27 protein-coding genes are annotated in these 26,286 nt (G+C 68.3%); 9 read left to right on the top strand and 18 right to left on the bottom strand.

The genetic code is table 11. The features are described 5' to 3' along the window. Positions 1-33 precede the first annotated feature (33 nt). The 4 genes from coaD to ACIA12_RS35775 are packed head-to-tail and all read right to left on the bottom strand — an operon-like array spanning position 34 to position 5,135. Complete coding sequence (gene coaD / locus ACIA12_RS35790) at positions 34-504, bottom strand: pantetheine-phosphate adenylyltransferase (RefSeq protein ID WP_396371773.1); 471 nt, start codon at positions 502-504, stop codon at positions 34-36. Then, positions 497-1,060 (bottom strand): 16S rRNA (guanine(966)-N(2))-methyltransferase RsmD, encoded by a 564-nt coding sequence (gene rsmD, locus ACIA12_RS35785; RefSeq protein ID WP_396371771.1) that lies wholly within the window; start codon positions 1,058-1,060, stop codon positions 497-499. The genes coaD and rsmD overlap by 8 nt, the downstream gene beginning before the upstream one ends. Continuing rightward, positions 1,057-3,315: an ATP-dependent DNA helicase RecG gene (gene recG, locus ACIA12_RS35780; RefSeq protein WP_396371770.1), complete on the bottom strand. Its 2,259-nt coding sequence runs from the start codon at positions 3,313-3,315 to the stop codon at positions 1,057-1,059. The genes rsmD and recG overlap by 4 nt, the downstream gene beginning before the upstream one ends. Continuing rightward, positions 3,312-5,135, bottom strand: a complete 1,824-nt coding sequence (locus ACIA12_RS35775) for a DAK2 domain-containing protein (RefSeq protein WP_396371769.1) — start codon at positions 5,133-5,135, stop codon at positions 3,312-3,314. Before ACIA12_RS35775 ends, recG begins: the two co-directional genes overlap by 4 nt. 61 nt (positions 5,136-5,196) lie before the next feature. Here ACIA12_RS35775 and ACIA12_RS35770 point away from each other — a divergent pair, with 61 nt between their 5' ends. Then, positions 5,197-6,201, top strand: coding sequence for an SAM-dependent methyltransferase (locus ACIA12_RS35770; protein ID WP_396371768.1), 1,005 nt, complete (start codon positions 5,197-5,199; stop codon positions 6,199-6,201). A 113-nt stretch (positions 6,202-6,314) separates the two neighbouring features. Here ACIA12_RS35770 and ACIA12_RS35765 read toward each other — a convergent pair whose 3' ends face one another. From ACIA12_RS35765 to ACIA12_RS35740, 6 genes are all read right to left on the bottom strand, one after another. Further along, the gene (locus ACIA12_RS35765; protein WP_396371766.1) at positions 6,315-6,842 is read right to left on the bottom strand and encodes a hypothetical protein; all 528 of its coding nucleotides are present in this window, start codon (positions 6,840-6,842) and stop codon (positions 6,315-6,317) included. Positions 6,843-7,185: 343 nt separating this feature from the next. Further along, positions 7,186-7,407 carry a 50S ribosomal protein L28 gene (gene rpmB, locus ACIA12_RS35760; protein WP_328326414.1) on the bottom strand — a complete coding sequence of 74 codons (222 nt, stop codon included), beginning with the start codon at positions 7,405-7,407 and terminating at the stop codon, positions 7,186-7,188. 73 nt (positions 7,408-7,480) lie between these two features. Next, positions 7,481-9,490: an aldo/keto reductase gene (locus ACIA12_RS35755; RefSeq protein WP_396371765.1), complete on the bottom strand. Its 2,010-nt coding sequence runs from the start codon at positions 9,488-9,490 to the stop codon at positions 7,481-7,483. A gap of 19 nt (positions 9,491-9,509) precedes the next feature. Continuing rightward, complete coding sequence (locus tag ACIA12_RS35750) at positions 9,510-10,337, bottom strand: carbohydrate ABC transporter permease (protein ID WP_396371763.1); 828 nt, start codon at positions 10,335-10,337, stop codon at positions 9,510-9,512. Next, positions 10,327-11,376 carry a carbohydrate ABC transporter permease gene (locus ACIA12_RS35745; protein WP_396371762.1) on the bottom strand — a complete coding sequence of 350 codons (1,050 nt, stop codon included), beginning with the start codon at positions 11,374-11,376 and terminating at the stop codon, positions 10,327-10,329. The genes ACIA12_RS35750 and ACIA12_RS35745 overlap by 11 nt, the downstream gene beginning before the upstream one ends. 1 nt (position 11,377) lies before the next feature. Next, positions 11,378-12,661, bottom strand: coding sequence for an ABC transporter substrate-binding protein (locus ACIA12_RS35740; protein ID WP_396371761.1), 1,284 nt, complete (start codon positions 12,659-12,661; stop codon positions 11,378-11,380). Between the two features lie 199 nt (positions 12,662-12,860). Here ACIA12_RS35740 and ACIA12_RS35735 point away from each other — a divergent pair, with 199 nt between their 5' ends. Continuing rightward, positions 12,861-13,490: an HAD family hydrolase gene (locus ACIA12_RS35735; protein WP_396371760.1), complete on the top strand. Its 630-nt coding sequence runs from the start codon at positions 12,861-12,863 to the stop codon at positions 13,488-13,490. On the opposite strand, the gene ACIA12_RS35730 is transcribed toward ACIA12_RS35735, so the two are convergent. Together ACIA12_RS35730 and ACIA12_RS35725 are read right to left on the bottom strand one after the other, a co-directional pair. After that, entirely contained in the window at positions 13,460-14,503 is a 1,044-nt protein-coding gene (locus tag ACIA12_RS35730) for an MFS transporter (protein ID WP_396371758.1), read from the bottom strand. The genes ACIA12_RS35735 and ACIA12_RS35730 overlap by 31 nt on opposite strands. 332 nt (positions 14,504-14,835) lie before the next feature. Next, positions 14,836-15,459, bottom strand: a complete 624-nt coding sequence (locus tag ACIA12_RS35725) for an HAD-IA family hydrolase (protein ID WP_396371757.1) — start codon at positions 15,457-15,459, stop codon at positions 14,836-14,838. Between the two features lie 48 nt (positions 15,460-15,507). On the opposite strand from ACIA12_RS35725, the gene ACIA12_RS35720 reads away from it, so the two are divergent. From ACIA12_RS35720 to ACIA12_RS35710, 3 genes are all read left to right on the top strand, one after another. Next, the gene (locus ACIA12_RS35720) at positions 15,508-16,695 is read left to right on the top strand and encodes an ROK family protein (protein WP_396371756.1); all 1,188 of its coding nucleotides are present in this window, start codon (positions 15,508-15,510) and stop codon (positions 16,693-16,695) included. A gap of 75 nt (positions 16,696-16,770) precedes the next feature. Continuing rightward, complete coding sequence (locus ACIA12_RS35715) at positions 16,771-17,073, top strand: putative quinol monooxygenase (protein WP_396371754.1); 303 nt, start codon at positions 16,771-16,773, stop codon at positions 17,071-17,073. Between the two features lie 30 nt (positions 17,074-17,103). Further along, the gene (locus tag ACIA12_RS35710) at positions 17,104-18,057 is read left to right on the top strand and encodes an alpha/beta hydrolase (protein ID WP_396371753.1); all 954 of its coding nucleotides are present in this window, start codon (positions 17,104-17,106) and stop codon (positions 18,055-18,057) included. A gap of 44 nt (positions 18,058-18,101) precedes the next feature. Here the strand turns inward: ACIA12_RS35710 and ACIA12_RS35705 are convergent, their stop codons facing one another. The 3 genes from ACIA12_RS35705 to ACIA12_RS35695 all read right to left on the bottom strand — a co-directional run bounded on the left by ACIA12_RS35705 (position 18,102) and on the right by ACIA12_RS35695 (position 20,727). After that, entirely contained in the window at positions 18,102-18,809 is a 708-nt protein-coding gene (locus ACIA12_RS35705) for a DinB family protein (RefSeq protein ID WP_396371752.1), read from the bottom strand. Beyond that, positions 18,806-19,621 carry a bifunctional hydroxymethylpyrimidine kinase/phosphomethylpyrimidine kinase gene (gene thiD / locus ACIA12_RS35700; protein WP_396371750.1) on the bottom strand — a complete coding sequence of 272 codons (816 nt, stop codon included), beginning with the start codon at positions 19,619-19,621 and terminating at the stop codon, positions 18,806-18,808. Before thiD ends, ACIA12_RS35705 begins: the two co-directional genes overlap by 4 nt. 143 nt (positions 19,622-19,764) lie before the next feature. After that, positions 19,765-20,727 carry a thiamine-phosphate kinase gene (locus ACIA12_RS35695; RefSeq protein ID WP_396371748.1) on the bottom strand — a complete coding sequence of 321 codons (963 nt, stop codon included), beginning with the start codon at positions 20,725-20,727 and terminating at the stop codon, positions 19,765-19,767. Positions 20,728-20,857: 130 nt separating this feature from the next. On the opposite strand from ACIA12_RS35695, the gene ACIA12_RS35690 reads away from it, so the two are divergent. From ACIA12_RS35690 to ACIA12_RS35675, 4 genes are all read left to right on the top strand, one after another. After that, a complete protein-coding gene (locus ACIA12_RS35690) occupies positions 20,858-21,091 on the top strand; it encodes an Lrp/AsnC family transcriptional regulator (protein WP_040455366.1) in 234 nt (77 codons plus the stop codon). Then, positions 21,070-21,582: a DUF3515 domain-containing protein gene (locus ACIA12_RS35685; RefSeq protein WP_396371747.1), complete on the top strand. Its 513-nt coding sequence runs from the start codon at positions 21,070-21,072 to the stop codon at positions 21,580-21,582. The genes ACIA12_RS35690 and ACIA12_RS35685 overlap by 22 nt, the downstream gene beginning before the upstream one ends. Positions 21,583-21,693: 111 nt before the next feature. Further along, positions 21,694-22,110 (top strand): YciI family protein, encoded by a 417-nt coding sequence (locus tag ACIA12_RS35680; protein ID WP_396371745.1) that lies wholly within the window; start codon positions 21,694-21,696, stop codon positions 22,108-22,110. Then, a complete protein-coding gene (locus ACIA12_RS35675; RefSeq protein WP_396371744.1) occupies positions 22,110-23,387 on the top strand; it encodes an RNA polymerase sigma factor in 1,278 nt (425 codons plus the stop codon). The genes ACIA12_RS35680 and ACIA12_RS35675 overlap by 1 nt, the downstream gene beginning before the upstream one ends. Here the strand turns inward: ACIA12_RS35675 and ACIA12_RS35670 are convergent. The 3 genes from ACIA12_RS35670 to ACIA12_RS35660 form a co-directional block, all read right to left on the bottom strand. Continuing rightward, positions 23,353-23,682 carry a DUF4129 domain-containing protein gene (locus tag ACIA12_RS35670; protein ID WP_396371743.1) on the bottom strand — a complete coding sequence of 110 codons (330 nt, stop codon included), beginning with the start codon at positions 23,680-23,682 and terminating at the stop codon, positions 23,353-23,355. The genes ACIA12_RS35675 and ACIA12_RS35670 overlap by 35 nt on opposite strands. Positions 23,683-23,816: 134 nt before the next feature. Beyond that, on the bottom strand, positions 23,817-24,947 hold the full coding sequence (locus ACIA12_RS35665; RefSeq protein WP_396371742.1) for a D-alanine--D-alanine ligase family protein: 1,131 nt from the start codon (positions 24,945-24,947) through the stop codon (positions 23,817-23,819). Positions 24,948-24,968: 21 nt separating this feature from the next. Beyond that, positions 24,969-26,189: a cytochrome P450 gene (locus ACIA12_RS35660; RefSeq protein ID WP_396371741.1), complete on the bottom strand. Its 1,221-nt coding sequence runs from the start codon at positions 26,187-26,189 to the stop codon at positions 24,969-24,971. Positions 26,190-26,286: the final 97 nt, after the last annotated feature.

The following is a 26,286-nucleotide window of genomic DNA, read 5'->3' as shown; positions in this document are numbered from 1 at the left end:
GTTCGACCCAATTGGGGGCCGTCCAGCGCGTCGCTAGAGCGCGGCGAGCAACCTGGCATGAACGGCGGGAGGGAGGAAATCGGCGACCGGACCGCCGAGTTTCGCAATCTCCTTGACCAGGCTGGAGGAGATGTAAGCGTTCTCCGGCGCGGCCGGCAGGAAGACGGTGTCCACGCCGGACAGCTTGCGGTTCATCTGGGCCATCTGCAGCTCGTAGTCGTAGTCGGCCCCGGTCCGCAGCCCCTTGACGATCACCCCGGCCTGCTCGGCCCGGCAGTAGTCGACCAGCAGCCCGTCGAAGGTGCCGACCCGGACGTTCCCGTACGGCGCCGCGATCTCGGTCAGCATCGCGACCCGGTCCTCGACGCTGAACAGCCGCTGCTTGGACTGGTTCACGCCGGTCGCGACGATCACCTCGTCGAAGGCGGCCGACGCCCGGGCGATCACGTCCAGGTGGCCGTTGGTGGGCGGGTCGAAAGTACCGGGGAACACGGCCCTAGTCATGGCGGTGACCGTACCAAAGCCGGGCCTCGCCGTACTTGCGATCCCGGAGCGCGGCGAACCCCTCCGGCCACTCCCAGGGCTCACGCTTGGCCCGCTCGACCACGACAACCGCATCCTCGGCCAGCCAGCCGCGCGCCGCCAGCGTCGTCAGGACTTCCTGCAACTCGGCGGTCTCCAGCTTGTACGGCGGGTCGGCGAAGACCAGGTCGATCGGGTCGCCCGAATTGGTGCCGGTGGCAACCTTCTCGACGGGCCTGGTCAGCAGGGTCGCACCTGGCAACGACACCACCTTGATGTTCGCGGCGATCACCTCGGCCGCCTGACGATCGGCCTCGACCAGAACGACCCGCTTGGCGCCGCGAGACAGCGCCTCCAGGCCGACTGCTCCCGATCCGGCGTACAGGTCGAGGACGTGCAGGCCGTCGAAACCTCCGAATTCGGCTTCCAGGGAAGAGAAAAGTGCCTCCCGGGTGCGGTCGGTGGTCGGTCTGGTGCCGTCACCGGCCGGTACGGCGATGCGTCTGCCGCCGGCTACTCCCCCGACAATCCTGGTCACGTTTTCTCCAAGTAGTCGGTGGCTTCTGACTCCAGCGCGCTGCGCACGAAGGAGCGTAGTACGGGGTACTCCGTGAGCTCGGCGTCGACGGAGATGAGCGAGTTGGCGACGTGCCGGGCGGTCAGGATGATGTCCTCGTCGCGGAGCACGCTGAGCAGCTTGAGACTGCTCCGGCGGCCGGACTGGGCGACGCCGAGCACGTCACCCTCGCGCCTGGTCTCCAGGTCGATCCGGGACAACTCGAACCCGTCCGTCGTCGCCGCGACCGCCTCCAGCCGCTGCATGGACGCCGAGCCGGGCCAGGTGTACGTGACCAGCAGGCAGAGCCCCGGCACCTTGCCCCGGCCGACCCGCCCACGGAGCTGATGCAACTGCGATATGCCGAACCGGTCCGCGTCCATCACCACCATCGTCGACGCGTTCGGCACGTCGACGCCGACCTCGATCACGGTGGTCGCGATCAGCACGTCGATCTCGCCGGCCGCGAACCGGGTCATCACCGAGTCCTTCTCGTCGGCCGGCAGCCGCCCGTGCAGGATCTCGACCCGCAGGCCGGCCAGCGCCGTCTCGAGCACCTCGGCCACCTGGAGCACCGAGATCGCCGGGCGGGTCTTGGCCTTGGACTCGTTGCGGCCGTCGTCGCCGTCGTTGAGGTCGCCCTGGGCGAAGTCGCCTTCCTCGTCGGCGGCGTTCTTCACGTCGTCGCCGATCCGCGGGCAGACGACGTACGCCTGGTGGCCCTTGCCGACCTCCTCCCGGACGCGCTGCCAGGCGCGCTCCAGCCAGTCGGGCTTCTGCAGCGCGGGTACGACGTTGCTTGCGATCGGCGACCGGCCGGCCGGCAACTCGGTCAGCGTAGAGACCGCGAGGTCGCCGAACACCGTCATCGCGACCGTCCGCGGGATCGGGGTCGCCGTCATCACCAGGGTGTGCGGGGTCGCGTCGCCCGACTTCGTGCTCAGCGCGGCCCGCTGCTCGACGCCGAACCGGTGCTGCTCGTCGACCACGACCAGCCCGAGATCGGCGAACTGCACCTTGTCCTCGAGCAGCGCGTGCGTGCCGACCACGATCCCCGCGGCGCCACTGGCCGCGTCCAACATCGCCGTACGCCGCGCTGCCGCGTTCAACGACCCGGTCAGGAGCCCCACCCGCGTCGCCTGCTCAGCCCCACCGAGCATGCCCTGCTCGGCAAGCTCACCGAGCATCTTGGTCAGCGTCTTGTGGTGCTGGGTCGCCAGCACCTCGGTCGGGGCGAGCAGTACCGCCTGGCCGCCGGCGTCGACCACCGAGAGCATCGCCCGGAGCGCCACCACTGTCTTGCCGGAGCCGACCTCGCCCTGCAGCAGCCGGTGCATCGGGTGCGGCCGGGCGATGTCGGCGAAGATCTCCTCGCAGACCTCGGTCTGCCCGTCGGTGAGCGTGAACGGCAGCCGCTGGTCGAACTCGTCCAGCAGGCCGCCCTTGGTTCTTTGGCGCGGTACGGCCTTGAGCGCATCCGTGACGGCCCGGCGCTGGGCCAGGATCGTCTGCATCACCAGCGCTTCCTCGAACCGGAACCGCTTCTGGGCGATCTCGATGTCCTTCTCGGTCTCCGGCAGGTGCACCTTCTGCAGCGCCTCGCGCAGGCCGATCAGCCGCTCCTTGCGCAGGATCAGCTCGGGGATCGGGTCGTCGAGCTCCTCGAGGTTGTCCAGGACGATCTTGACGCTGCGCTCGATCGTCGCCGTCGGCAGCTTCGCGCTAGCCGGGTAGAGCGGGCGGAACGGCTTGGCCCGGCGCTCGATCTCCTCCTCGGTCAGGTCCTCCTCGTCGAGGATCTCGGTGCCCGGGCCCTTGAGCTGCATGGTCTCGCGGAACATCGTCACCTCGCCCCAGAACAGCGCGGCGGTACCGGCCACCAGCTTGTTCGCCAGCCAGGGCTGGTTGAAGAAGGCCAGCTCGAGGTCGTTGCGGCCGTCGGTGACGACCACCTTGGTGATCGTCTTGTGCCGGCGGAACTTCTGCACATCGTCCGGGCGGATCTCCTGCTTGGAGTCCAGCGAGCGGACGGTGACCTTCTTGACCCGCCCGCTGACGGTCGCCTGGTCGCCGACCTGCAGCTCGTCGAACGGGGTCAGCTCGCCCTTCTTCAGGTACCGCCGCGGGTAGTGCCGCAGCAGCTCGCCGACGGTCTCGATGCCGAGCACCTCGGAGAAACTCTTGGCCGTCTTCGCCCCGACGAAGTCGCGGAGCTTGCGGTCGATGTCGGTCTTCATTCCACCCCGATCAGCAACGGGTACCTTTCCTGTCCTCCGTCGTACACCACGACATCGACATCCCGGCGAATCCGGCGTACGTGCCGCACCACCGCGTCGACCAGCCCGGCCTCCACCTCGCTGCCGGTGACGACCGTCATCAGCTCGCCACCGCCGCCCAGGAGCCGGTCCACGACGCCGGTCGCGGCCGTCTCCAGGTCGTCGGTGATGAGGCTGAAGTCGCCGTCCACGACGCCGAGCGCGTCGCCGATCCTGCAGGTGCCGGCCATCGTCCAGGCGTCCTTCACGGCGATCGTCACCGCGCCGTGGCGGGTCTGGCCGGCGGCGGCCGACAGCTGGACGACAGCATCGTCGAAGCTGCGCTCGGGGTCGTGGACCGCGATCGCGGCCAGTCCTTGCACCTGGGCTCGTGTGGGGATCACTGCTACCCGGATGCCGTCCTGTCGGGCTGCGGTGGCCGCTGCTTCGGCTACTGCGATGGAGTCGCTGTCGTTCGGCAGTATGACGATCTCGGGCGCACCTGACCGCTCAATGGCCTTCAGCAGCTCACCGGTCGAGCATCTGCGCCCCGGGCCGCCGCGGACGACTACCGCCCCAGACTCTTCGAACAGCTCCGCCAGCCCGTCCCCTGCGGCCACGGCGATCACCGCCCGGTTCGGGACCGGCACACGGTGGGCCATGTCCGCGAAGTGGGTCACCCGGATCCGGTACGGCCGCCCAATCCCGATCCCAAGCTCGATAGTCGCGCCGACATCATCCGTATGCACGTGGACGTTCCACAGCTCATCCCCACCGACCACAACCACGGAGTCCCCCAACCCCGCAAGCTGCCTCCGAAAGTCCCCGATCTGCTCATCAGCCGCGTCCAGCAGATACATCACCTCGTACGACGGCCCGTCCGGATCCAGGTCGGTCCCAACCGCCCCCGGCAACTCCTGCGGCGCCACCCGAGCCGGTACGCCGGTAGTAGCCCCCGGAGCCCGCCCCGACAACACCGACTCCATGGCTCCCAAGATGACGACCAGCCCCGCGCCCCCGGCGTCCACAACCCCCGCCCGGCGCAGCACCTCCAACTGCTCAGTCGTCTTGGTCAACGCAACCCGAGCAGCCGCCACAGCCGCCAAACACACCTCAGCCAAGCTCTTCCCTGCATTGGCCGCCTCCAGCGCCGCCTCCCCGGCCTTCCGAGCCACCGTGAGCATGGTGCCCTCTACCGGCTGGGCCACCGCGCTGTACGCAGCATCAGCCGCAAACACCAACGCATCCGCAAACGCCGCAGCCTCACTCATCCGAGCATCCGCCAACACAGCTCGCGTCTCGCTAGCGCGAGCCGCCTCGCCCACTGCGGAGTTGTCGCGAGTGCCGCCCTCGGCGGTGGCCAGGCCCTCCCCACGCTGGGTCGTGGCCGGGCCCTCCCCGCCCCGGGCGGTGGCCGGGTCCTCCCCGCCTCCCCCGCTGGTGGCCGAGGCCGCTTCGGCGGTGCTGTAGCGGCTCGGCCGGTCCCTGGGGAGGTTCTCGGCCAGGCGGAGGCCGCAGGCTCGGACCAGCTGCGAGGTGATTACGCCGGAGTTGCCTCGGGCGCCCAGGAGGGCGCCTCGGCCGAAGGCTTGGACTGCTTCGGCGAAGGTGAGGTTGCCGGCGGGGAGGGCGTCGCAGGCGGCCTCCCAGGTCAGGTACAGGTTGGTGCCGGTGTCGCCGTCGGGGACCGGGTAGACGTTGAGCTCGTCGATCTCGACCCGGGCGCGCCCGAGCTCGGACAGCGCGGTACGGGCCCAAGCTCGCAGTACCGCCGTCGTCAGCACCTCTCCACGCACATCCACGCCCGGAAGGCTAACCGGTCCGGCCGCTCGGGGCCTGCCGGTGGACGTCCTACCATGTGGCGTGCTCTCATCCCTCTTCTCGGTGGCTACCGACAGCTATGACCTGGCGGTCCGCGAGATCCGGGACGAGTTCGGCCCCCGGGTGAAGGTCGAGCGGGTCAGCGGCGACCTCGGCCGGATCGTCGAGAACGGCCCGTCGATCGAGGAACTGGCCGCCGCCTGCAACGACGGGCGGATCGTCTTCATCCGCCACCTGACCGTCGAGATCGCCGGCTTCGGGGTCGGCGAGGTGCCGCCGGGACATGAGCTGGCGGAGCTGATCCTGGGTGAGCTGCCGCGTCATCCGCAGGCTCTCGCAGTACAGACGTGGACGGACGGAGCCAGCAGCGGCGGGTCGTACTACCACCTGCTGGAGCCTGCGCTGGGCGAGCGCGGGATCGAGGTGAGCCGCGCCGGGCAGGAGTACGTCGTGTCCTGCTTCGCCTCGAAGAAGAGCGTTCTGATCGGGCTCAACCGGCTCGAGTACAGCCTCTCGGACTGGCCGGGCGGGCGGATGCGGCTGGCCCGCTCGGACGAGCGGGTGTCGCGCTCGGAGTTCAAGCTCGAGGAGGCGATCGAGACCTTCGGCCTGCAACTCCCCGACGGCGGCAAGGCCCTCGACCTAGGCGCGAGCCCGGGCGGTTGGACCCGCATCCTGCGCCGGCACGGCCAGGAGGTCTGGTCCATCGACCCCGGCGCCCTGGACCGCCGAGTAGCCGCCGATCGAGGCGTCCACCACGTCGCGACCACAGCCGGCGAGTTCTTCCGCCGCAACCAGGTCCCGTTCGACGTCGTCGTCAACGACATGCGAATGGATCAACTGATGAGCGCCCGCGTCATGCTCGACGCCATCCCCCACCTCCGCCGAGGCGCCCTGGCCGTGGTCACCCTCAAAGGCGGCGCCCGAAACCCCCTCGACGCCGCCCGCCGAGCCATGGACCTCCTCCGCAAGAACTACGAAATCCAGTCAGCCCGCCAACTCCACCACAACCGCAACGAACTAACAGTCATCGCCCGAGCCAGGTAGCCGCCCGCGCTGAGCAACAGAAAGTACCCGTACTCTCACCCAGCCGCCTGCGGTCAAGCGTTGGAGGGCTGGAGAGCGCTACTGCTGGTCGCTCAGTGCAGCGGCAGACAGGGTCACGGGTTCGGTTGGACTGAGGTCACCCTGAAGTCTGCCGTCGCATCACCTTTAAAACCGGCGTCAGTCGTGACAGAGACCGACAGGCGGTAATTGCCGGCAATTTGCAGGGCATCCGGAGAGACGGAGAAGGCGCGGGTACAACTCTCGCTTCGAGCGGTCTCGACGACACTGCTCCCCCGTCTGAGCACCCACGTCGGGTAGCAGCCGACCATCACTGATCGACCGTTCTCGTCATAGACCACGGCGAAGGCGGTCGGGTTGGCGCCCGTCCGGTACTCGGCTGGCCCGATCTTGCCGTTTGTGCCGATGCTGAGGATGACGGCCACAGTTCCTGGCGGCGGCAGCTTGATCGAAGGTGACACCGAGGTGACCGTCGGTTCTGGTGATCCGGTGGTAATTACCGTGGCCGTAACGGTCGGGGGGCGGAGAGCCCTACCCGAGTTGGGCCCGGCCGATATCAAGCCCGCCTGGGTGAATGCGATCGTGCCGAAGGAGCCGACAACGAGGGCGGCGCTGGCAGCCACACTGGCAACTGTGGCGGGGTGACGGTGCCAGCTGAAGCCCAGATTTCTCGGGGACCGGCGAGCGTCTCCTGGAGGCCCAACGAACCGCGACCGAACCGTCGGGCTCCGTCGGCCGGCAAGATGGCCCGACGGCCTCTTGACAGGTCTCGGCGACTTCGGATGAGCCATGGTGGTCCCCCCACCTGACGAACGCGGTGGCCCCCGGCCACCTGAAAGGACCACGATTGCTCAAAACGGCGGTCAGGTCCATAGCGGAGAGTGACCGAACAGCAGTAGGCGCCCGGGGGATCCCGGGCGCCTCTGGGGCCCTACACGGAGGACGGCCTGCTGGAGGCCGGTCGTACTAGCCGACTACGCGCTGAACCTTGCCCGCCTTGATGCAGGACGTGCAGACCTTCAGCTTCACGGGCGTGCCCTTGATGACCGCGCGGATCGGCTGGATGTTGGGGTTGAAGCGACGGTTCGTGCGCGCCTTGACCCGACGGATCATCGCGCCCTTGCCCAGCCGGGCAACGCTCTTGCCGAACATCGGCTTCTTGTCGCAGATATCGCAAACTTTAGACATGATTCTCCGTGATTAGGGTCGAGACACCGACAGGCCATGTTACACAGCTGCTGATGCGTCCACCAATTCGGTGTCAGCCCAGATCGGCCGCTGTCAGCCAGGTCACATCCTGGGCCGACAACTCCACCGACAAGCCGGGCAACGAGGTCCGCGTCTCGCTCAGCTGACGCGGTCCGATCAACGGGAACACCGGGTACGGCTGATGGAGCAGCCAGGCCAGCGCGATCGCCGTCGCACCCACACCATACTTGTCGGCCAGTTCCTCCGCGCGCCGGAGTCGCTCGAAGTTGCCGTCCGAGTAGAAGCAGCGCACCAGCTCCTCGTCCGACCGGTCCTCCGGCTTGGCCCGCCCGGTGAAGAATCCGCGCGCCTGACTCGACCACGGGAACAGCGCGACCTGCCGCTCCCGCAGCCACGCCTGCGACTCGTCGTCGCTGACATGACGACAGCCCGCCCACGGTACGTCGTACGCCCGCGCCAGGCTCAAGTGATTGCTCAGCAACGTGAACGGCTGCTTGCCATGAGCCGCCGCATACGCGTTGGCCTCGTCGAACCGGGCCGTCGTCCAGTTCGACCCGCCGTACGCCTTGATCCGGCCCGCCCGGAAGTGCGAGTCGAGGACGTCTACGAACTCCCCCACCGGGATCGACTCGTTGTCGCGGTGCATCAGGTACAGGTCGACATGGTCGGTCTGCAGCCGCTCCAGCGACTCGAACAGCTGCCGGGTGATCGACTCCGGATCGCAGTGCGGCGTGTGCGCGCCCTTCCCGATCACGACCACGTCGTCGCGGTTGGCTCGCGACTTCAACCACTGCCCGAGCAGCTTCTCGCCACGCCCGCCGCCGTAGACGTACGCCGTGTCGAAGGTCGTCCCGCCCCGCTCGACGAAGTCGTCGAACATGGTCGCGGCGTGCGGCAGCGTCAACTGGTTGTCGACGCCCATCACCAGCCGCGACACCTGCTTGCCGAGGCCGGGTACCTCGCCGTACGTCATTGGCGCATCGGTACGCCGTACGAGCGGCCGCCCGGTCACCGTCGGGATCAGGATGTCGTCGCGCTCACTCGCGTACTGCTGCCCGATCAGCTTGCGCCACTCGTCCTGTACTTCGAGATTGCCCAGCGTGTCCGACCACGACATCTCCGGAGCCTGCCTGGCCTCGATCGCCGCCGCCACCGCATCGGCCTCGGCCGTGTAGATGAAGGCCGGCTCGGCGGAGATGTCGCGTGGCTCCTCCCCCACCTTGTGCAGCGTCACATGCGTCGGCTTGCCGTCGCCGCCGAACCACGGGTCCTCGACCACGAGGTACCCCTCGCTGCCCAGCACCCGGACCCGGTTCTCGTCGCTGAGGCGGACCCCGGTGCTCACCTGAGCGGTCATCCCGCTGTCGAAGAACAGCGTCGCGACCGCCCATTCGTCCACCCCGGTCTCGCCGACCTGGCCGACCGCGGTGACCGCCGCCGGATCGGCGTACGGGGCTCCGATGGCGGCGCCCGCGATCAGGCGCGCGTACGAGACCGGGTAGCCGCCCACGTCGAGGATGCCGCCGCCGGCCAGCTCGTTGGCGAAGATCCGGCTCTCGGCGTTGAAGGACGCCTGGAACGCGAACGACGCCTGGATCTGGTGCACCTTGCCGATCGCGCCGTCGAGGACCAGCTGGGCGACCAGCTTGGTCTGCGGCAGGCAGCGGTACATGAACGCCTCCATCAGGAAGACGTCGTTGCGGATCGCGGCCTCGATCATCGCCGCCGCCCAGGACCGGTTGATGGCGAGCGGCTTCTCGCAGAGCACGTGCTTGCCGGCCTCGGCCGCCTTGATCGCCCACTCCGGGTGCAGCGGATGCGGGGTGGCGATGTAGACGGCGTCGACGGTGTCGTCGGCGAGCAGGTCGTCGTACGACGCGTGCCGGTGCGGGATGTCGTACTTGTCGCCGAACGCGTCGGCCGACGCCTGGCTGCGGCTGCCGACCGCGGCCAGCTCGCCGGTCGAGGACGCGGGGATCTGGCTGGCGAACCGGGACGCGATGTTTCCGGTGCCCAGAATTCCCCAGCGGAGTTTGCTGTTCTGCACAGAGGTTCCCCTCATCGAGGTGCGGTCAATAGGGTCAGAACTTCATGGCGCCGGCGGCGATGTCGGCGATGAAGTGGCGCCCTCCGATCAGGAAGACGCCGATCAACGGAATCACACTCATCAGGGCACCCGCCATCACCATGCTGTAATCGGTGCCATAGACGCCGTTCAGCTGCTGCAGCGCGACCTGGAGGGTGAGCTTGTTCGGATCCGTCATCACGATCAACGGCCACAGGTAATCGTTCCAGACGTTGATGAACGTGAAGATGCCGAGGAACGCCAGCCCGGGCCGCAGGACCGGCAGTCCGACGGTCAGGTACTGGCGGAAGAAGCCGGCGCCGTCGACCTTCGCGGCCGAGATCAGCTCGTCGGGGATCGCGCCCTTGGCGTACTGGCGCATCCAGAAGATGCCGAACGCGTTCGCCGCGCCCGGCACGATCAGCGCCTTCAGCGACCCGATCCAGCCGAACTCGGCCAGCGTCACGAACTGCGGGACGAGCGCGAGCTGGGACGGGATCATGAAGGTCGCGAGCAGCAGCCCGAAGAGCAGGTTGCGGCCGGGGAACTCGTACTTCGCGAAGGCGAACGCGGCCAGTGAGTCGAAGAACAGCACCAGGACGGTGACGCCGAGGCTGGCGATCAGCGTGATCAGCATCGAGCCGAAGAAGTCGATGTTGTCGAGCACGTGGCCCATGTTCTCGAACAGGTGCGAGCCGACCAGCAGCTTCGGCGGGTAGGCGAAGATGTCCGGCGTGGTGTTCGAGGCCATCACGAGCATCCAGTAGAACGGGAAGATCGAGACCAGCACGCCGGCCATCAGCACGACGTGGCCGACGACGGTACGGATTCTCTCAGTGCGCATCGGTCAGCTCCCTGTCCTGAGCCTTGTCCTGGGCCTTCTCCTTGGCGATCTTCGCGTCGATCCGGCGGGCCGCGCGTCTGGTGATCCGTTCGTCGTCGGTGCCGCCGATCAGCCGCCAGTTGATGATCGAGAACAAGACGATCAGGATGAACAGCGCCCAGCCGATCGCGGCGCCGTAGCCGAACTGGTTCGAGCCGAAGGCGTTGTCGTACAGGTAGGAGACGATGGTCAGCCCACCGTCACCCGGGCCGCCGATCGCGCCGCTGCTGCCGAACAGCACCTGCGACTCGGTGAAGATCTGCAACCCGCCGATGGTCGAGGTGACCGCGGTGAACAGGATCACCGGGCGCAGCAGCGGCACGGTGATCCGCCAGAAGGTCTGCCGCGGCGAGGCGCCGTCCACCTTGGCGGCCTCGTAGATGTCGGACGAGATCGCCTGCAGGCCGGCCAGGAAGATGATCGCGTTGTAGCCGGTCCACCGCCAGGCGACGATGCTCGCGATCGCGATCTTGATCCCCCACGGCTGGCTCAGCCACTCGATCTTGTCCAGCCCGATCGACTGCAGGAACGCGTTCAGCAGGCCGAAGTTGTTGCTGAAGATCGAGCCGAAGACCATCGTCACGGCCACCACCGAGGTGATGTTCGGGATGAAGTAGGCGATCCGGTAGAAGCTGCGGAACCGCGTCGCGTTGTGCAACGCGTTCGCGATCACCAGGGCCAGCAGCAGCATCGGAACGGTCGAGATCACCCAGATGATCAGGGTGTTCGTGATCGACTTCCAGAACGTCGGGTCGGTGAGCAGGTAGCTGTACTGCTCCAGCCCGACCCACTTCATCGCGCCGATGCCGTCCCAGGAGTGGAACGACAGCCAGATCGAGAAGAACACCGGGAAGGCGCCGAAGATCGCGAACAGCACGAAGAACGGCGACACTGCGGCGTACTGCGGTAGCGCCTGGCGGATCTTGTTCGGTGGCTTGTCGGGGGCGGGCTCCTTGGTGGTCACCGCGGCGGTGTTGCGAATCGCGTCGCTGACGGCCATCTCAGATCGCCCCCGCCCGGGTGAGCTCGCGGTCGACCTGATGCTGGGCGTCCTTCCAGGCCTGGTCGGACGTCTTGCTGCCGATCTCCACGTTGACCAACTCGGCCTTCAACGGGTCGTTGATGATCGAGTCGTACGGGCTGAAGTAGGCGCCCGGGTACTTCTTCGCGGACTCGGCGAACACGTCGACGATGCGCTGGCCGCCGAAGAACGGGTCGGGCTCGGCCAGCCGGGGGTCGGTGTAGCTGGCCGGCGTGGACGGGAAGAGGACCGGGTCGAGGAAGGACTGCGCCTGGTTCTTCGACGACTCCAGCCAGCTGATGAAGGCGAAGGCGGCCGCGGGGTCCTTGCAGTACTTCGTGATCGCGAGGAACGAGCCGCCCCGGTTGCCGGGACCGCCGGGCGACGGTGTGACCCGCCAGAGCCCCTTCGTCTTGGGCGCCGCGTTCTTCGGTCCCAGCTGGGCCCACCAGACCGCGCCGATGAAGGCGACCAGCCGGCCGTTGGTGACCACGGCGTTGGCGTCGGTACTGCCTTCCTGCGCGTTGGCCGACAGACCTTCCTTGACCACCCGGACAGCCAGGTCCCAGGCCTTGCGGATGTGGTCGCCGTCGCCGATGTAGCGGCCGTCGGCGGTCATGTAGCGCTGGGGAAGCTGGGCCAGGGCGTAGAGATAGACCGAGGTGATGTTGTCGGTGATTGACGCGCCCGGGACGGCCTGCTTCAGCTTCCTGCCCAGCTGGATGTAGTCGTCCCAGTCGGGCGCGGCGGCGGCCACGTCGCTGGGCTCGGTCGGCAGGCCGGCCTTGTCGAAGACATCGCGGCGGTAGAAGAGCGCGGTCGGGCCGGTGTCCATCGGGTAGGCCATCATCCGGTTCTCGGGCGTGATGCCGAGCTTCCACTTCCACTCCAGGAACTCGCTCTTGAACCTGTCCGCGCCGAGTTCGTGCAGATCGTGGAACTGGTCGGCGTTCGGGAAGTAGGTGGCGACGTCGTCGTTGATCGCGACGATGTCGGGCACCATCGACTTGCCGGCCAGTGCCGTCAGCACCTTGGTCTTGTAGTCGCCGCCGATCCGGGTCATCGAGAGCTTCTTGCCACCGCCGCCCGGAATCGCCTTCTCGGCCTCGCCGACCAGGGCGTCGTTGACGGAGCCGGTCCACGCCCACATGCTCAGCTGGTCGGCGGCCCCGAGCGAACTTCGCGAACCACAACCGGTCAGCCCGGCCGCCGCGGCCCCTGCCCCGGCGCCGAGCACCAGGAACCTTCTGCGTGTCACTGTCATGAACCGCCTCACCTGCACCTTCGTCGCCGACCGGTTGGGGGAGTACTCGTGTTCATTTGCGCCAGAACTTGTCCACAAATGTTCGGACATGGTGAAGGTAAGCGCATACCAACTGAACCGGTCAAGGGCTCGCGCCGCGCCTGCTCACGCCTTGGCCCGATCGCTGTCGGCCGACCGGGCGGCTGACAGGATGGACGCCATGCCGCTTGCAGAGATCGACACGGTTCTGTTCGACGCCGATGGAGTGATCCAGCGCCCGACCATCGACTGGCGGGCAACGCTGTCCGGGTTCGTCCCGGCCGAGGCGGCCGATGAGTTCGTGCTCGACCTGATGGTGTCGGAGCGGCCGTCGATCGCCGGCAAGGGCGACTTCCGGGACGCTGTGGCCGAAGTACTGGAGCGCTGGTCGTCGACCGCCTCGGTGGACGAGGTACTTCAGTTGTGGCACCGGTTCGAGGCCGATCCGGTCGTGGTCGGCTGGATCCAGGAGTTGCGGGCGGCAGGAATCGGCTGTCATCTCGCCACCAACCAGCAGTCGTACCGGCGCGCGATCATGAACGACGAGCGGCATTACGGCGACTGGTTCGACCAGAGCTTCTACTCCTGCGACCTCGGTCTGGCCAAGCCGGATCCGTCGTACTTCAAGGCGATCCTGTCTGCGGTGGACCGGCCGGGTGCGACGACGTTGTTCATCGACGACAACCAGCCCAACATCGACGCCGCTCGCGAGGCCGGGGTGCATGCCGAGCTGTACGACCTCTCGGAGGGTCTCGAGGCGTTGCGGTCACTGCTGGCGCGCTATGGGCTGACGGTCTCCTCGAGTTCGTGACCGCGACTCAAGGGGCGGCTGACGAGGAAGAGCGCGGCCAGCAGCGGCAGGGTGACCAGGAAGGCTGTCCGTAGGTCGACCACTCCCGCCAGGGCGGCGAGGACTGCCGGTGCGAGCAGGATGGCGACGCCGGAGGCTGAGGCGCCTAGTGCGGCAAGCCTTGCCGAGCTGAGTCCTGGGGTGGCGACCAGAGCTGCCAGGGTCACTGGGTAGAGCGGCGCGACGCCGATTCCTGCTACGACGAGGCCTGCTGTCACCACTGCCGGAGTACCGAACAAGCTGACCAGCAGCGTCCCAGCGATCGCCAGGAGCCCGCCCGGGACGATCGGGGACCAGCCTCGGAGATGCAGCGGTCCGATGGCCCGCCCTACGGCCATACCGATCGGAAACGCACTGCCCAGCAAGGCGGCGCCGGCGATGGTCAGCCCCGAGTCCAGGAGCCGGGCCACCGCCCAGATCACAAAGCAGAACTCCACAGCAACCGCCAGCACCACACGCACCCAACCCCGGGCTACCTGTAGGACCACCTGACGGTCCATACGCAGCGCTGGCGCCCGCTGGTCATGCGCGGGCTGGTGCTGCTGGTGGGTTGCGCCAGGGCCTGCGATGACGGCCAGGAGCAGCAGCGGAGGTACCGCCGCAAGCATCGCCAACCGTCCGGTCGAAACCACCTTGTCCGCCGCCCCGATCGCAAGCGGCGCCAGAATCCCGCTAGCACTGGCGAACGCGTTGACTCTCGTGAGCCGAGCGGCAGCCGTCGGCCCACTCAGCAGCAACGGCGCAATCAAAATCAGCAACGCCCCACCCAGCCCGACACCCAGTCCCCCGGCAATCGCCAGCCCATAACTCGGCGCCAAGGCGATCAGCGCCCCACCCACCGCACAAACAACCACCCCGATCCGCAACACCACCCCGATAGCAACAACCCTGAGCACCCGCGGCCCCACCACCGCGACAACCAGCAACCCGACCGCAAACGCAGACGGCAACAACGCCAACCGATCAGCCGCCACCCCCAAATCCCGAGCCAGCACAGCCACACAGGCCCCCAACCCCGCCAGCAAAAACCCCAAAGCCGAAATCCCCACCCCAATCTCAACCCCAGCAGAAACCCCAAACCACCGCCCCACACCACCGCCCCCGCCCCACCGACCCGCACCACCGGAGCCACCCAACCGCCCCAGCTCCTGCCGACCCGCGCCACCGGCCTCCTCCCGCCGACCCGGCCCCTGCCCACCCGCACCACCTGACCCACCCGGCCAGGCGAACTCGTCGGTGCGGGCCGGAGGCCCGGAGCCCTCTGCCAGGCTCGCGGCTGGGCTGCTCGTTTCCTCCTGGGGGGTGGTCACTCCCCGGTCCGGTTCAGGAGTTCGGCTAGGTCGTGCAGGTTGTGGAGGCGGAGGTCGCCGTCTAGGCCCTTCAGGGCGGCTGTCAGCGCGCCGGCGGCGCGGCCGGCGGCTAGGCCGACCTCTGCGTCTTCTACTACCAGGCAGGAGCGGGCATCGACGCCGAGCAGCTCGGCTGCGCGGAGGTAGCCCTCGGGGTCGGGTTTGCCTCGGCTGATGTCTTCGATGGTGACCAGGAGAGGCGGCTCGATGCCGGCGGCTCCGAGCCGGGCCTTCGCGAGTTGGTGGTCGGCGCTCGTGACGACCGCCCAGGGCAGCCCAAGGCGTTCGAGAACAGCGAGTACCTCGAAGGCCCCGGGAGCGGCGACCACGTCGGAGAGGTCGTCGTACTGGAGTTCCATCTGCCGAGCCGCCGCCGCGGAGCGCCCCGCCCGATCGAGGTGCGGCAGCATCCGGTCTGCTGTCGACTCCGCGGGCGCGCCGTGTGCCTGCGACAACACCTCGACCGGATCGACGCCGTACTCCGCCGCCCAGGTCGTCCACGCGCGCTCGACAGACGCGTCCGAGGTGACCAAAGTGCCGTCCATGTCGAACAACACGGCCCGCAGTTGCCGCAACTCCATCGACGCCTCCATTAAACTCGTACTCCGAGCATAAGCCAGGAAGGTCCCATGACGGCAAGAGGCGACGTGAAACCGGCAGCCCGACGCGGCCAGTGGCAGACAGCCGCTGACGTCCTGGCACTCATCGCGCGCCAGCCAGGCATCACCCGCGCAGCCGTCGCCAGAGAGCTCCGCCTGAGCACCAGCTCGACCACCGAGCTCACCGCCCGGCTCCGCGACCTCCGCCTACTCACCGAAACTCCCGCCCCAACCCAGGGCCGCGGCCGGCCGACGACCGTACTACGCCCGCATCCGCGGGCCCCAGTAGTACTCGCGATGGAACTACGCCAAGCAGGCTGGCGCAGCGCGCTGGCGACCCTGGATGGCGTACTGCTCGACCAGCAGTCCACTCGTCACCGCAGCCGTCGGCCGGACGCAGTACTGGCCGCACTCCGAGCAGGGGTCGACAGCGCCAAGGAGCGGTACGGGGATCGCCTGCTAGCCGTCAGCCTGGCCGTGGCGGGCACTGTCCGCGACAACCACCTCATGCAGGCCCCGACGCTCGGCTGGAACACCATCGACCTGAGCCCAGTAGTAGCCGCTACCGGACTCCCCCTGCTCGTGGGCAACGACGCAACCCTCAGCGGGGTCGCTGAAGCACGCACTGGCGCGGCAGCAGGTGCAGGGACTGCCCTGCACCTCATCGTCGAGGTAGGGATCGGCGGCACCCTGATCATCGACGGCAGTCCGGCCAGCGGGGCCACCGGAGCCGGCGGCGAGTACGGGCATATCCCCTTCGGCGACCGCAGGCGCAGCTGTCCGTGCGGAGCCCGCGGCTGCTGGGACCTTGAGATCGACGGCCGAGCGCTCGCGGAGCACCTGCACGAGCCCGAGCCGGACGACCCGTACAGCTACGCCGAGGCACTGCTCCAGCGACTCGACGAGCGGCCAATCAGCCGTGCCGTCGCCAAGGTCGCCGCAGCGCTCGCAACCGGCATCGCAGGGCTCGTCAACGCGCACGACCCCGAGGTGGTGACGCTGGGCGGCCTGGCCGTCCCCCTCCGAGCAGCTGCCCCCACCGTGTTCAGCACTGCCTACTCGGACGGCCTGATGACCTTCCACCGCGCCAATCCGCCCGCAGTACTCGACTCAACCCACCAGCAGACCGGCGCTCTCCGAGGCGCCGCCGCCGTCGGCCTCGACCAGATCACCACCGAGACCGCCCTCGCCAGCTGGGCTGATCGCACAATCCTCTGAAGGTTGATCGGATCAGGCAAGAGCTGGAGAGGATGGATCTACCGTCCCGACGGGCTGGAACGAAAGACTCCAGTCATGAACATCACCCACGGATTCCACGCCACAATGACCGCCCACCCCGGCCAGGCGGACGAACTGATCGCCGCTCTGCTGACCGCCCCGAGCTTGCCCAATGACGACTGCATCGTATTCCTGGTCGGCCGCTCCGCAAGCAACCCCGACATAGTCCACGTCACCGAGGGCTGGGTCTCCGAAGAGGCGCACACCCGCTTCTTCAACTCCGAGGAAGCACAAACCTTCACCGCCGGTATCCAGCAACTCGTCGCCGACGCGCAGTACACCGACGAGATCCCAGTCGGCGGCAAGTCCGCGTTCTGACTCCCTCCCTCGAGCCGAAGGACCTGAACGATGAGCTTGCCGCGACCCGCAGTCGACCCCGAACTGCGCGACCTACTCACCACGATGCCGCTGACCACCACGCTCACGCCCGACCTGCTGGCCCAGCTCCGGCAATACCCATCGACCCCGCCTGAGACCTTCTACGGCCGCCGTACCGTCCAACGCCGCGAGCTCAGCATCCCCACCCCCGACGGCGCCCAGCTCCTACTCTCGATCTTCAGCCCGACCACCGCCGACGCCGCCGCGCCCTGCATCTACTGGATGCACGGCGGTGGGATGGTGATAGGCGATCGGCTGTCGCAGATCGACATCCCGCTGGAGTGGCTCGAGGAGTTCGGCGCCGTCGTCGTCTCGGTCGACTACCGCCTGGCACCCGAGGCCAACGGCTCGACGCTCGCCGACGACTGCTACCTCGGCCTGCAGTGGATCTCCGACCACGCCGACGAGCTGGGCATCGACCCAGCCCGCATCATCGTCGCCGGCACCAGCGCGGGCGGCGGCCTGGCGGCCGGCATCACCCTGATGGCCCGCGACCAACACGGCCCAGCGATCGCTGCCCAGGTACTGATCTGCCCGATGCTCGACCACCGCGGCATCACGGTCTCCAGCCGCCAGTACGCCGGTGAGCCCGGCATCTGGACGCGCGAGAAGAACGAGTTCGCCTGGCAATCGGTACTGGCCGGCCGTACCGATCCGTCGTACTACCTCTCCCCCGCCCTGGCCGACGACCTCTCCGGCCTGCCCGCCACGTACATCGATGCCGGCACCGCCGAGGTCTTCCGCGACGAGGACGTCGACTACGCGACCCGCATCTGGTCAGCCGGTGGCCAAGCCGCCCTGCACATCTGGCCGGGCGGCTTCCACGGCTTCGACGCCGTCTTCCCGCAAGCACACCTCTCCACCGAGGCCCGGCGCACCAGAACCGCCTGGCTCGCACGCACCCTGGACCTGCTGCCGACCTGAGCTGACCCGGCTGGCCGTGGCCACGCTCGTCGTCCCGGTCGCAGTTAGTCCCGCTCGGCCGCGCGCTGGTCTTCGACCTCGTCCGCCTCGGCGTCCGTGTCTGGCTCGGCCTGGGCGTCGACGCCGGGGTCGGCGTCCGCGGCGGGATCGACCTCGGTTGCGTCCTCGGTGACCTCGGGGTCGGGCTTCGGCGCCGGGATGATCGGCGGCTCCAGGACGGCGAGGATCTTGATGATGTCGTGGCGGTGGTGCTGGATCTCGTGGGCGGTGTGCCGGATGATCCAGCCGAGCGAGCGGGGCGCTCGTACCGGGTAGTTGTAGAGGCCGAGCTTGCCGAGCTGCGGCGGCGTCAGCACCCGTGCAGCGGCACCGAACTCGCGGGCGAACCGCATCAGCGCGGCCGCCACCTCCATCGGGTCCTGATCCTCGTACTTCTCCTGCTTGACCCGCCCGGTCCGATCCATCGGCGCGTAGACCGGCCGATCCTCCGCGAGGCACTGCGCGATCCGGAAGCGCTGCGTCTCCAGTACGTCGCGCACGTGGCAGGCGTACTCGATCGCCGACCAGACATCCGGCTCCGGCCGGACCCGCACGACGTTCGGGTCCTTGCTCGCGGCGGCCTTCGTCAACGCCATGCTGCTCTCGGCCGACTGCCGGATCAGCGTCGTCACCGTGCCCTGCAGATCACCCGTGTCGTAGTTGAAGCCGCATTCGTCGCACAGTCCGTCCACCGGGGGGCGGCTCTTGGTCACTGATCACTCCTGTTTCGAAACTCCCACGCGTGGTCCACCGGCCCGATCCCACCACCGAGCGCAAAACCGGCCGCCACCGCCCCGCTGATGTAGTCCTTCGCAGCGCCGACAGCCGCCGGTACGTCGTACCCGCGGGCCAGGTACGACGCGATGGTGCTCGCCAGTGTGCACCCCGTCCCGTGCGTGTGCCGGTTATCGGCACGCGGCGCACTGAACTCCATACGTACGCCGTCCCCGTGCAGCACATCGACAGCCAACGACCCGCTGTCATGCCCACCCTTCACCAGGACCCAGGACGCACCGGCATCGAGCAGTACCTTCGCCGCCAACTCACGGTCCTCGACACTGCGCAACTCAACCCCAGCCACCGGCCCGAGCTCGGTCAGGTTGGGCGTGAGCACGGTCGCCAACGGCACGATCTCCTCCCGCACCGCCACCATCGCGTCCTCCGCCAGCAACGCGTCCCCATGCTTGGACACCGATACCGGATCAACTACCACCGGTACGCCGGCCGCCAACGTCCGCAACAACCCCGCCACCACCCGAACCATCCCCGCCGACGCCAGCATCCCCGTCTTCACCGCGTCCACCCCGATGTCATCCACCACACTCCGGAACTGCGCCACCACCTGCTCCGAAGGCAACTCCCAAGCCCCCTGCACCCCAAGGCTGTTCTGCGCGGTGATCGCCGTGATCACACTCATCCCATGCACCCCACCGGCCAACATCGCCTTGAGATCAGCCTGAATCCCCGCCCCACCCCCAGAGTCCGACCCAGCAATCGTCAACACCCTGGGCGGCGCTGTAGTCATGAAAGCTCCTCGAACAGAACAACCCGCCGTCCGCCAGCGCTGCGCGCTGGCGGACGGCGGGTGGGGTGAGAGCAGCGCACGCAGTGCGCGGGGGCTCGCCGTGTGGCGTGGGTGCGCGCGGGGTGCGCGGGGGTGGGCATGAGTCAGCTCCGGAAGTGGGTGTGGCCGGTGGGGCCGGTGTAGGGGTGGCCGTCGACGGTCACCGTGCCCGACGGGTGGGCTTCGTTGCCTACGGCAACTGTGCCGATGACGGTCCAGGTGTCGGGGACGTCGGCCGGTTCGAAAGTGGCGACGAGGGCGTGGTCTTCGCCGCCGGTCAGGACGAAGGTCAGGGCGTCGGCGCCGGTGGCGGCGGCTACTGCTTGGAGTGGCTCGGGGATGGTGAGGGCGGTTGAGCGGATGTCGATCAGCACCTCGCTGGCGACGGCGATGTGGGTCAGGTCGGCGAGCAGTCCGTCGCTGACGTCGCACATGGAGGAGGCTCCGGCCAGCGCGGCTCGCACACCTTCGGCGTACGGGGGCGCCGGGCGGCGGTGTGCCTCGACGACGGTTCGGGGGGAACGAAAACCACGGTTGAGGACGGCGAAACCGGCCTCGGCCCACCCCAGGCGGCCGGCGACAGCGACCTCGTCGCCGGGGCGCGCGCCTGAGCGGAGTACCGGAGGTCGGCCGTCCAGCGAGCCGAAGGCGGTGACCGAGACGATGATCTTGTCCGACTGCACCGTGTCGCCGCCGACGATGCTCACGCCGAGCAGTTCGCACTCGTCACCCAGACCTTGCTGCAGCTCCAGCGCCCAAGCAGTCGGCAGATCGGCCGGCCCGCCGAAGCCGATCACGATCGAGGTCGGCCGGGCGCCCATCGCCACGATGTCGGCCAGGTTCTGTGCGGCGGCCTTGCGCCCCACGTCGTACGCCGACGACCAGTCCTGGCGGAAGTGGCGGCCCTCCACCAGCAGGTCGGTCGTGATCACCATCCGGCCGTCCGGCACGGCCACCACGGCCGCGTCGTCGCCCGGTCCGACCAGGACGTCCTCACCTTGGGGAAGGCTCTTGGTGGCGGCTTCGATGAAGCCGAACTCACCCGTGCTTCCCAACGTCTCTGTCACGTCAACAGACCTCCCATATGCCTCGAGCGAGTCTAGGCGGTACGGTGACGTGGCAACGACGAGTACGCCGGACCCTTGCGCAGTACTGTGGTCCAAACCAGCTGAGGACGACTGAGTGGAGAACGACGTGGTGGTCCAGGCCTACATCCTGATCCAGACCGAGGTCGGCAAGGCGGCCGACGTCGCAGCGCAGATCGCCGAGGTCCAGGGCGTCACCCTGGCCGAGGACGTGACCGGTCCGTACGACGTGATCGTCCGCGCGGAGGCCCGCAACGTCGACGAACTGGGCAAGCTGGTCGTGGCCAAGGTGCAGAACGTGCCCGGTATCACCCGCACGCTGACGTGCCCCGTCGTCCACATCTGATCCCGATCGCCGTCACACCCGGCCGGCGCGGCCGCTCACGAGTCGCGCTGGCCGTCGTCGTGCTCGGGCTCACGCTGACCGGTTGCAGTCCTGGACCGGTCGAGATCGCCGTACCGTCCCCTGCCCCAGAGGTCGCCGACGCCTGTACCGCGCTCATCCAGGCCATGCCCGCGAAGGTGCTCGACGCCAAGCGCCGCAAGGCCGAGCCGGCCAGCCCGCTGACCACGGCGTACGGGGATCCGGCGATCGAGGTGACCTGTGGCGTCGCCCCACCGGCTGGGATGGCGCAGGCCCAGTCCCAGTGCTTCGAGGTCAACGGCGTCGGCTGGTACGCCCAACAGGTCACCAACGGCTATCTCTTCACGACGATCGGCCGCAAGGTCTATCTCGAGCTGGCCGTCCCCAGCAAGTACGCCCCCGAGGCCAACGCCCTCACCGACGTCTCCGACGCGGTCAAGGCGCACAACACGCTCATCACTCCCTGCACCTGAGCCCTGAGCCCGCGCGAAAGTTCTGTGCGAGTGCACGTCCGGTTCCTGTTGAGGGCATCGACGTAACTGGTGAGAGGCACCAGAGTTGGTGCCAGGAGACGGGAGACACCGATGAAATACATGATCCTCACCTACGCCTCACAGCAGGACTACGACGGCATGGCCGGCAAGGACACGGACAAACCAGCCTGGACGGGCGAGGACTTCGCCGCGATGGGCGCGTTCATGGAGAAGTTCAACGCCGACCTCGCCGAGTCGGGCGAGCTCGTCGAGACGCGCGCGCTGGCCGCGCCCGTGCTGACGAGAAGGCTCGGTTCGAAGGACGGCGCCTCGGTGGTGACCGACGGCCCGTACGCCGAGACCCAAGAAGTCCTGGCCGGCTACTGGATCGTCGAGTGCGAGAGCTTCGACCGCGCCACCGAGATCGCCGCGCGATTGGCCGACACCCCCGTGCCGGAGTTCGTCCGGGCCACCGCGTACGCCGATATCCGGCCGATCGTGGAAGGCCAAGAGGACTTGGTCGGCTGATGTCCGAGCCGGTGTCGGAGGAGCTGCTTCGGGAGCTGGCGCCGCAGGTACTGGGGGCGCTCGTGCGGCGGTACGGGCACTTCGACACCGCGGAGGATGCTGTGCAGGAGGCTCTGCTCACGGCTGCGCGACAGTGGCCGGAGCAGGGTCATCCGGACAATCCGCGCGCCTGGCTGATCACCGTCGCGTCCCGGCGGCTGACCGACTTGCTCCGGAGCGAGCAGGCTCGGCAACGACGGGAGGACACCGTCTCGCAGTGGGTGCTTCCCGATGACTGGCTTGCGCCGGCGGCGGACAAGCCGGTCGAGGCTTCCGACGACACCTTGATCCTGCTCTTCCTCTGTTGCCACCCATCGCTGTCGGCGGCCTCGCAGATCGCGCTCACCCTGCGCGCGGTCGGCGGGCTGACGACGACCGAGATCGCCCGCGCCTTCCTCGTACCTGAGGCGACGATGACGCGGCGGATCACCCGGGCCAAGCAGAGCGTGAAGAACGCCGGGGCGCGCTTCTCGCTGCCACCGGACCGCGATGAGCGCCTGGAGGCCGTGCTGAAGGTCATCTACCTGATCTTCAACGAGGGCTACACCAGTACTGCCGGGCCGCGACTGCAGCGGGTCGAGCTGGCGACGGAAGGGATCCGGCTGGCCAGGATGGTGCATGCGTTGCTCCCCGACGACAGCGAGGTGGCCGGTCTGCTCGCCCTGATGTTGCTCACCGACGCTCGGCGCCCGGCCAGGACAGGTCCGAACGGCGAGCTGATCCCGATGGCCGAGCAGGACCGCTCGCTCTGGCTCCGTTCCAGGCTTGACGAAGGTATCGCGCTCATCACCGCAGCGCTGCCCCGCGGGCCAGTCGGCGCGTATCAGCTGCAGGCGGCGATCGCTGCTGTTCACGGCGAGGCGACGTCCTGGAGCGATACCGACTGGGCTCAGATCGTCGCGCTGTACGAGGTACTGCTGCAACTGAGTGACAACCCGATGGTCGCGCTGAACCATGTGGTCGCGGTGGCGATGGCGCGAGGTCCGGAGCGAGGACTCGAGTTGCTCGGCGAGATCGAGGGCGACGAACGCATCGCCCAGGACCACCGGCTCCATGCCGTGCGAGCGCATCTGCTGGAGATGTCAGGCGACACGGCCGGCGCACGGACGGCATACGAACTGGCGGCGACCCTGACCACCAGCCTGCCGCAGCAGCGCTACCTCAACGGCAAGGCCAGCGAACTCAACGAGAAGCCTGCCGGGCTCAGCGGGAAGGCTGCCGGCGCCGGTTCGAGCTGATCGTCAGGTCGGCGCATAGGCGGGTCAATGCAGCGCGCGCCTCGCGGTAGAGGTCGGCGAGCGCGCCGAGAACTGGCGCCGAGACGCCGTTCACGACCAGTACCCGAAGGATGAACTCAGCAGGCGTCTCGGCCTCGTTCCGCGGTACTCCGGCCGCTGCCGCGGCGTCCTCCAGACCCACCCAGCAGGCAATCACCGTGCCGTCGACAGTGTTGCGGGGCGGCCGCGGCCCAAGACTCCACTGGTTCTTTCGCCCGTCGAACGGCCGCACACTCCCAGCCGCCGAAGCGACCACCACGAGCAGCAGAACGCCCGCCCCCCACAGCCAGTACCCCAGCGCCTCGCCCCCGCGGCCTCATCCTCGAAGGCTGATCACCGCACGGCCTACATCCGGCAGCCCAAACCGAGTTGTGCCCTTCAGGGCAGCCCTCAGCGAAGACCGGTCGGCCTGGTCAGGGCAAGGGCGAGCAGCCGGTCGACCAGCTCCTTGTAGTCGACGCCGGACGCCGCCCACACCTGCGGGAACATGCTCTTCGGGGTGAAGCCCGGCATGGTGTTGATCTCGTTGATGATCACCCGCTGGTCGGAGTCGAGGAAGAAGTCGACCCGCGCCAGCCCCTCCGCCTCGATCGCGTCGAACGCGGTCAGCGCCTGGGCCCGGATCTCCGCCGCGATCTCGTCGGGCAGGTCGGCCGGGATCGACAACTCCGCGAACTCGTCGCCCTCGGGCAGGTACTTGGTCTCGAAGTCGTAGAACTCATGCCCGCCACCGGAGACCGCGATCTCACCGCACACACTGGCCGTCGGAGCCGCACCGTTCAGGCCGCCCAGCACACCCACCTCGATCTCGCGCGGGTTCTTGGCGGCCGCCTCGACCAGCACCTTCGGGTCGTGCGCTCGCGCCTCGGCGACCGCGTCGTCCAGTTCGTCGAGACTGTTCACCTTGCTGATCCCGAGGCTCGACCCGCCACGGGCCGGCTTCACGAACACCGGGTACCCGAGCTTGTCGACCGCCGAGCGGCAGGATTCCGGGTCACGGCTCCAGTCGCGGTCGCGGATCACGACGTACGGCGTGACCTCGAGCCCGGCCGCCGCGAAGACGACCTTCATGTAGTGCTTGTCCATGCCGACGGCGCTGGCCAGCACGCCCGACCCGACGTACCGGATGTCCGACATCTCCAGCAGGCCCTGGATCGTGCCGTCCTCGCCCCACGGGCCGTGCAGCAGCGGGAAGACGACGTCGACCGCACCGAGCGTGTTCGGCACCTCGCCAGGTTCGTGGACGACCAGCTCGCGATCCCCGCTGAACACCACCGGCATCGCGGTCACGTCGACCTCGGGCAGCTTGCCGTCGGTGATCGACAGGTGCTCCGGGTCGCCGCTCTCCAGCACCCAGTGGCCGCTGGCGGTGATACCGACCGGTACGACGTCGTACTTGTCCCGGTCGATCACCTGCAGCACGTTGGCCGCGGTGATACAGGAGATCGCGTGTTCGCTCGACCGTCCGCCGAAGACGACGGCGATCCGGGGCTTGCGTGTTTCGTTCGAGTGCTGACTCACCGAGTCGACGATAGCGTCAGCTCAGCGGTCCCAGGTGACGGGTAGGGCGGTCACGCCGTAGACGAGGGTGTTGTCCTTGTACGTGATCTCCTCGAACGGCACGGCCAGCCGCAGGGTCGGGATCCGGCGGTAGAGGCGGGTGTAGACCTCCTGCAGCTCGACCCGGGCAAGTTGTTGCCCAAGGCACTGATGTGCGCCGAACCCGAAGGCCAGGTGGCGGGACGCCTTGCGGGCCAGCTCGATGCGGTCCGGGTCGGGGAACACCTTCTCGTCCCGGTTGCCGGACTGGATCGCGGCGATCAGGTACTCGCCGGCCTTGATCGTCTCGCCGCCGACCTCGATGTCCTCCACCACCTCCCGGAACAGGCCGAACTGGATGACGGTCAGGTACCGCAGCATCTCCTCGACCGCACTCGGCGCGAGCTCGGGGTTGGCGCGCAGGGTGTCGAGCTGCTCCGGGTCGCGGAGCAGGGCGAGGGTGCTCAGGCCGATCATGTTCGCGGTGGTCTCGTGGCCGGCGATCAGCAGGGTGACGGCGAGCGTGACCAGTTCGGGCACGGTCAGCGGCTTGCCCTGCTCCTCGGCGCGGGTGATCAGGCGGGACAGCAGGTCGTCCTCGCGGTGCTCGAGCTTGGCTGTCACGAGGGCGGCCATGTACCCGTTGATCTCGTCGCTGGCCCGCACGACCTCTTCCTCGGGCCGGTCGACCGAGACGAGGATCGCGCTCCGCTCCTGGAACTCGGCGCGGTCGGCGTACGGGACGCCGAGCAGTTCGCAGATCACCAGCGACGGGATCGGCAGCGCGAACGCCTGGACCAGGTCGACCGGCCCCTCGCTCGCCAGCATCGCGTCGATGTGCTCCTCGACCAGCTCGACGATCCGCGGCCGCAACGCCTGCACCCGGCGGACGGTGAACTCGCTGGTCAGCAGGCGGCGCAGGTACGCATGCCGCTCCCCGTCGGTCTGCAGGATCGACCCCGACTCGACCTCCCGCTCCAGATCGGCCCCCGGTACCACGTGAGCCGACGGCGCGGACCTCGAGCTCAACCGCGCGTCGGGCAGCACGGCGCGCACGTCGTCGTACCGGCTGACGAGCCAGGCCTCGACACCGGCCGGCGTGGAGACCTTCGTCGGCCCCCCGCGCTCGCGCAGCTCGGTGAAGTCGCTCGCCGGGTCGAAGGGACAGCCGGTCGGACGGGTCGCCGGAAAAGACGTCTGAACGGTGTCGGTGCTGTCGGTCATCGGCAGGATCCTCGCTTCGGTGGTTTGAACAGCGGAAGAATTTGGTAGTAACTACCATATGACTGCACGAGTCATTTGAATTCAGCTGTCGGCGTGT

This window comes from Kribbella sp. NPDC051620, from assembly GCF_044453825.1.
Classification (GTDB): Bacteria; Actinomycetota; Actinomycetes; order Propionibacteriales; family Kribbellaceae; genus Kribbella.
This window is presented reverse-complemented; position numbering and strand designations above follow the sequence as displayed.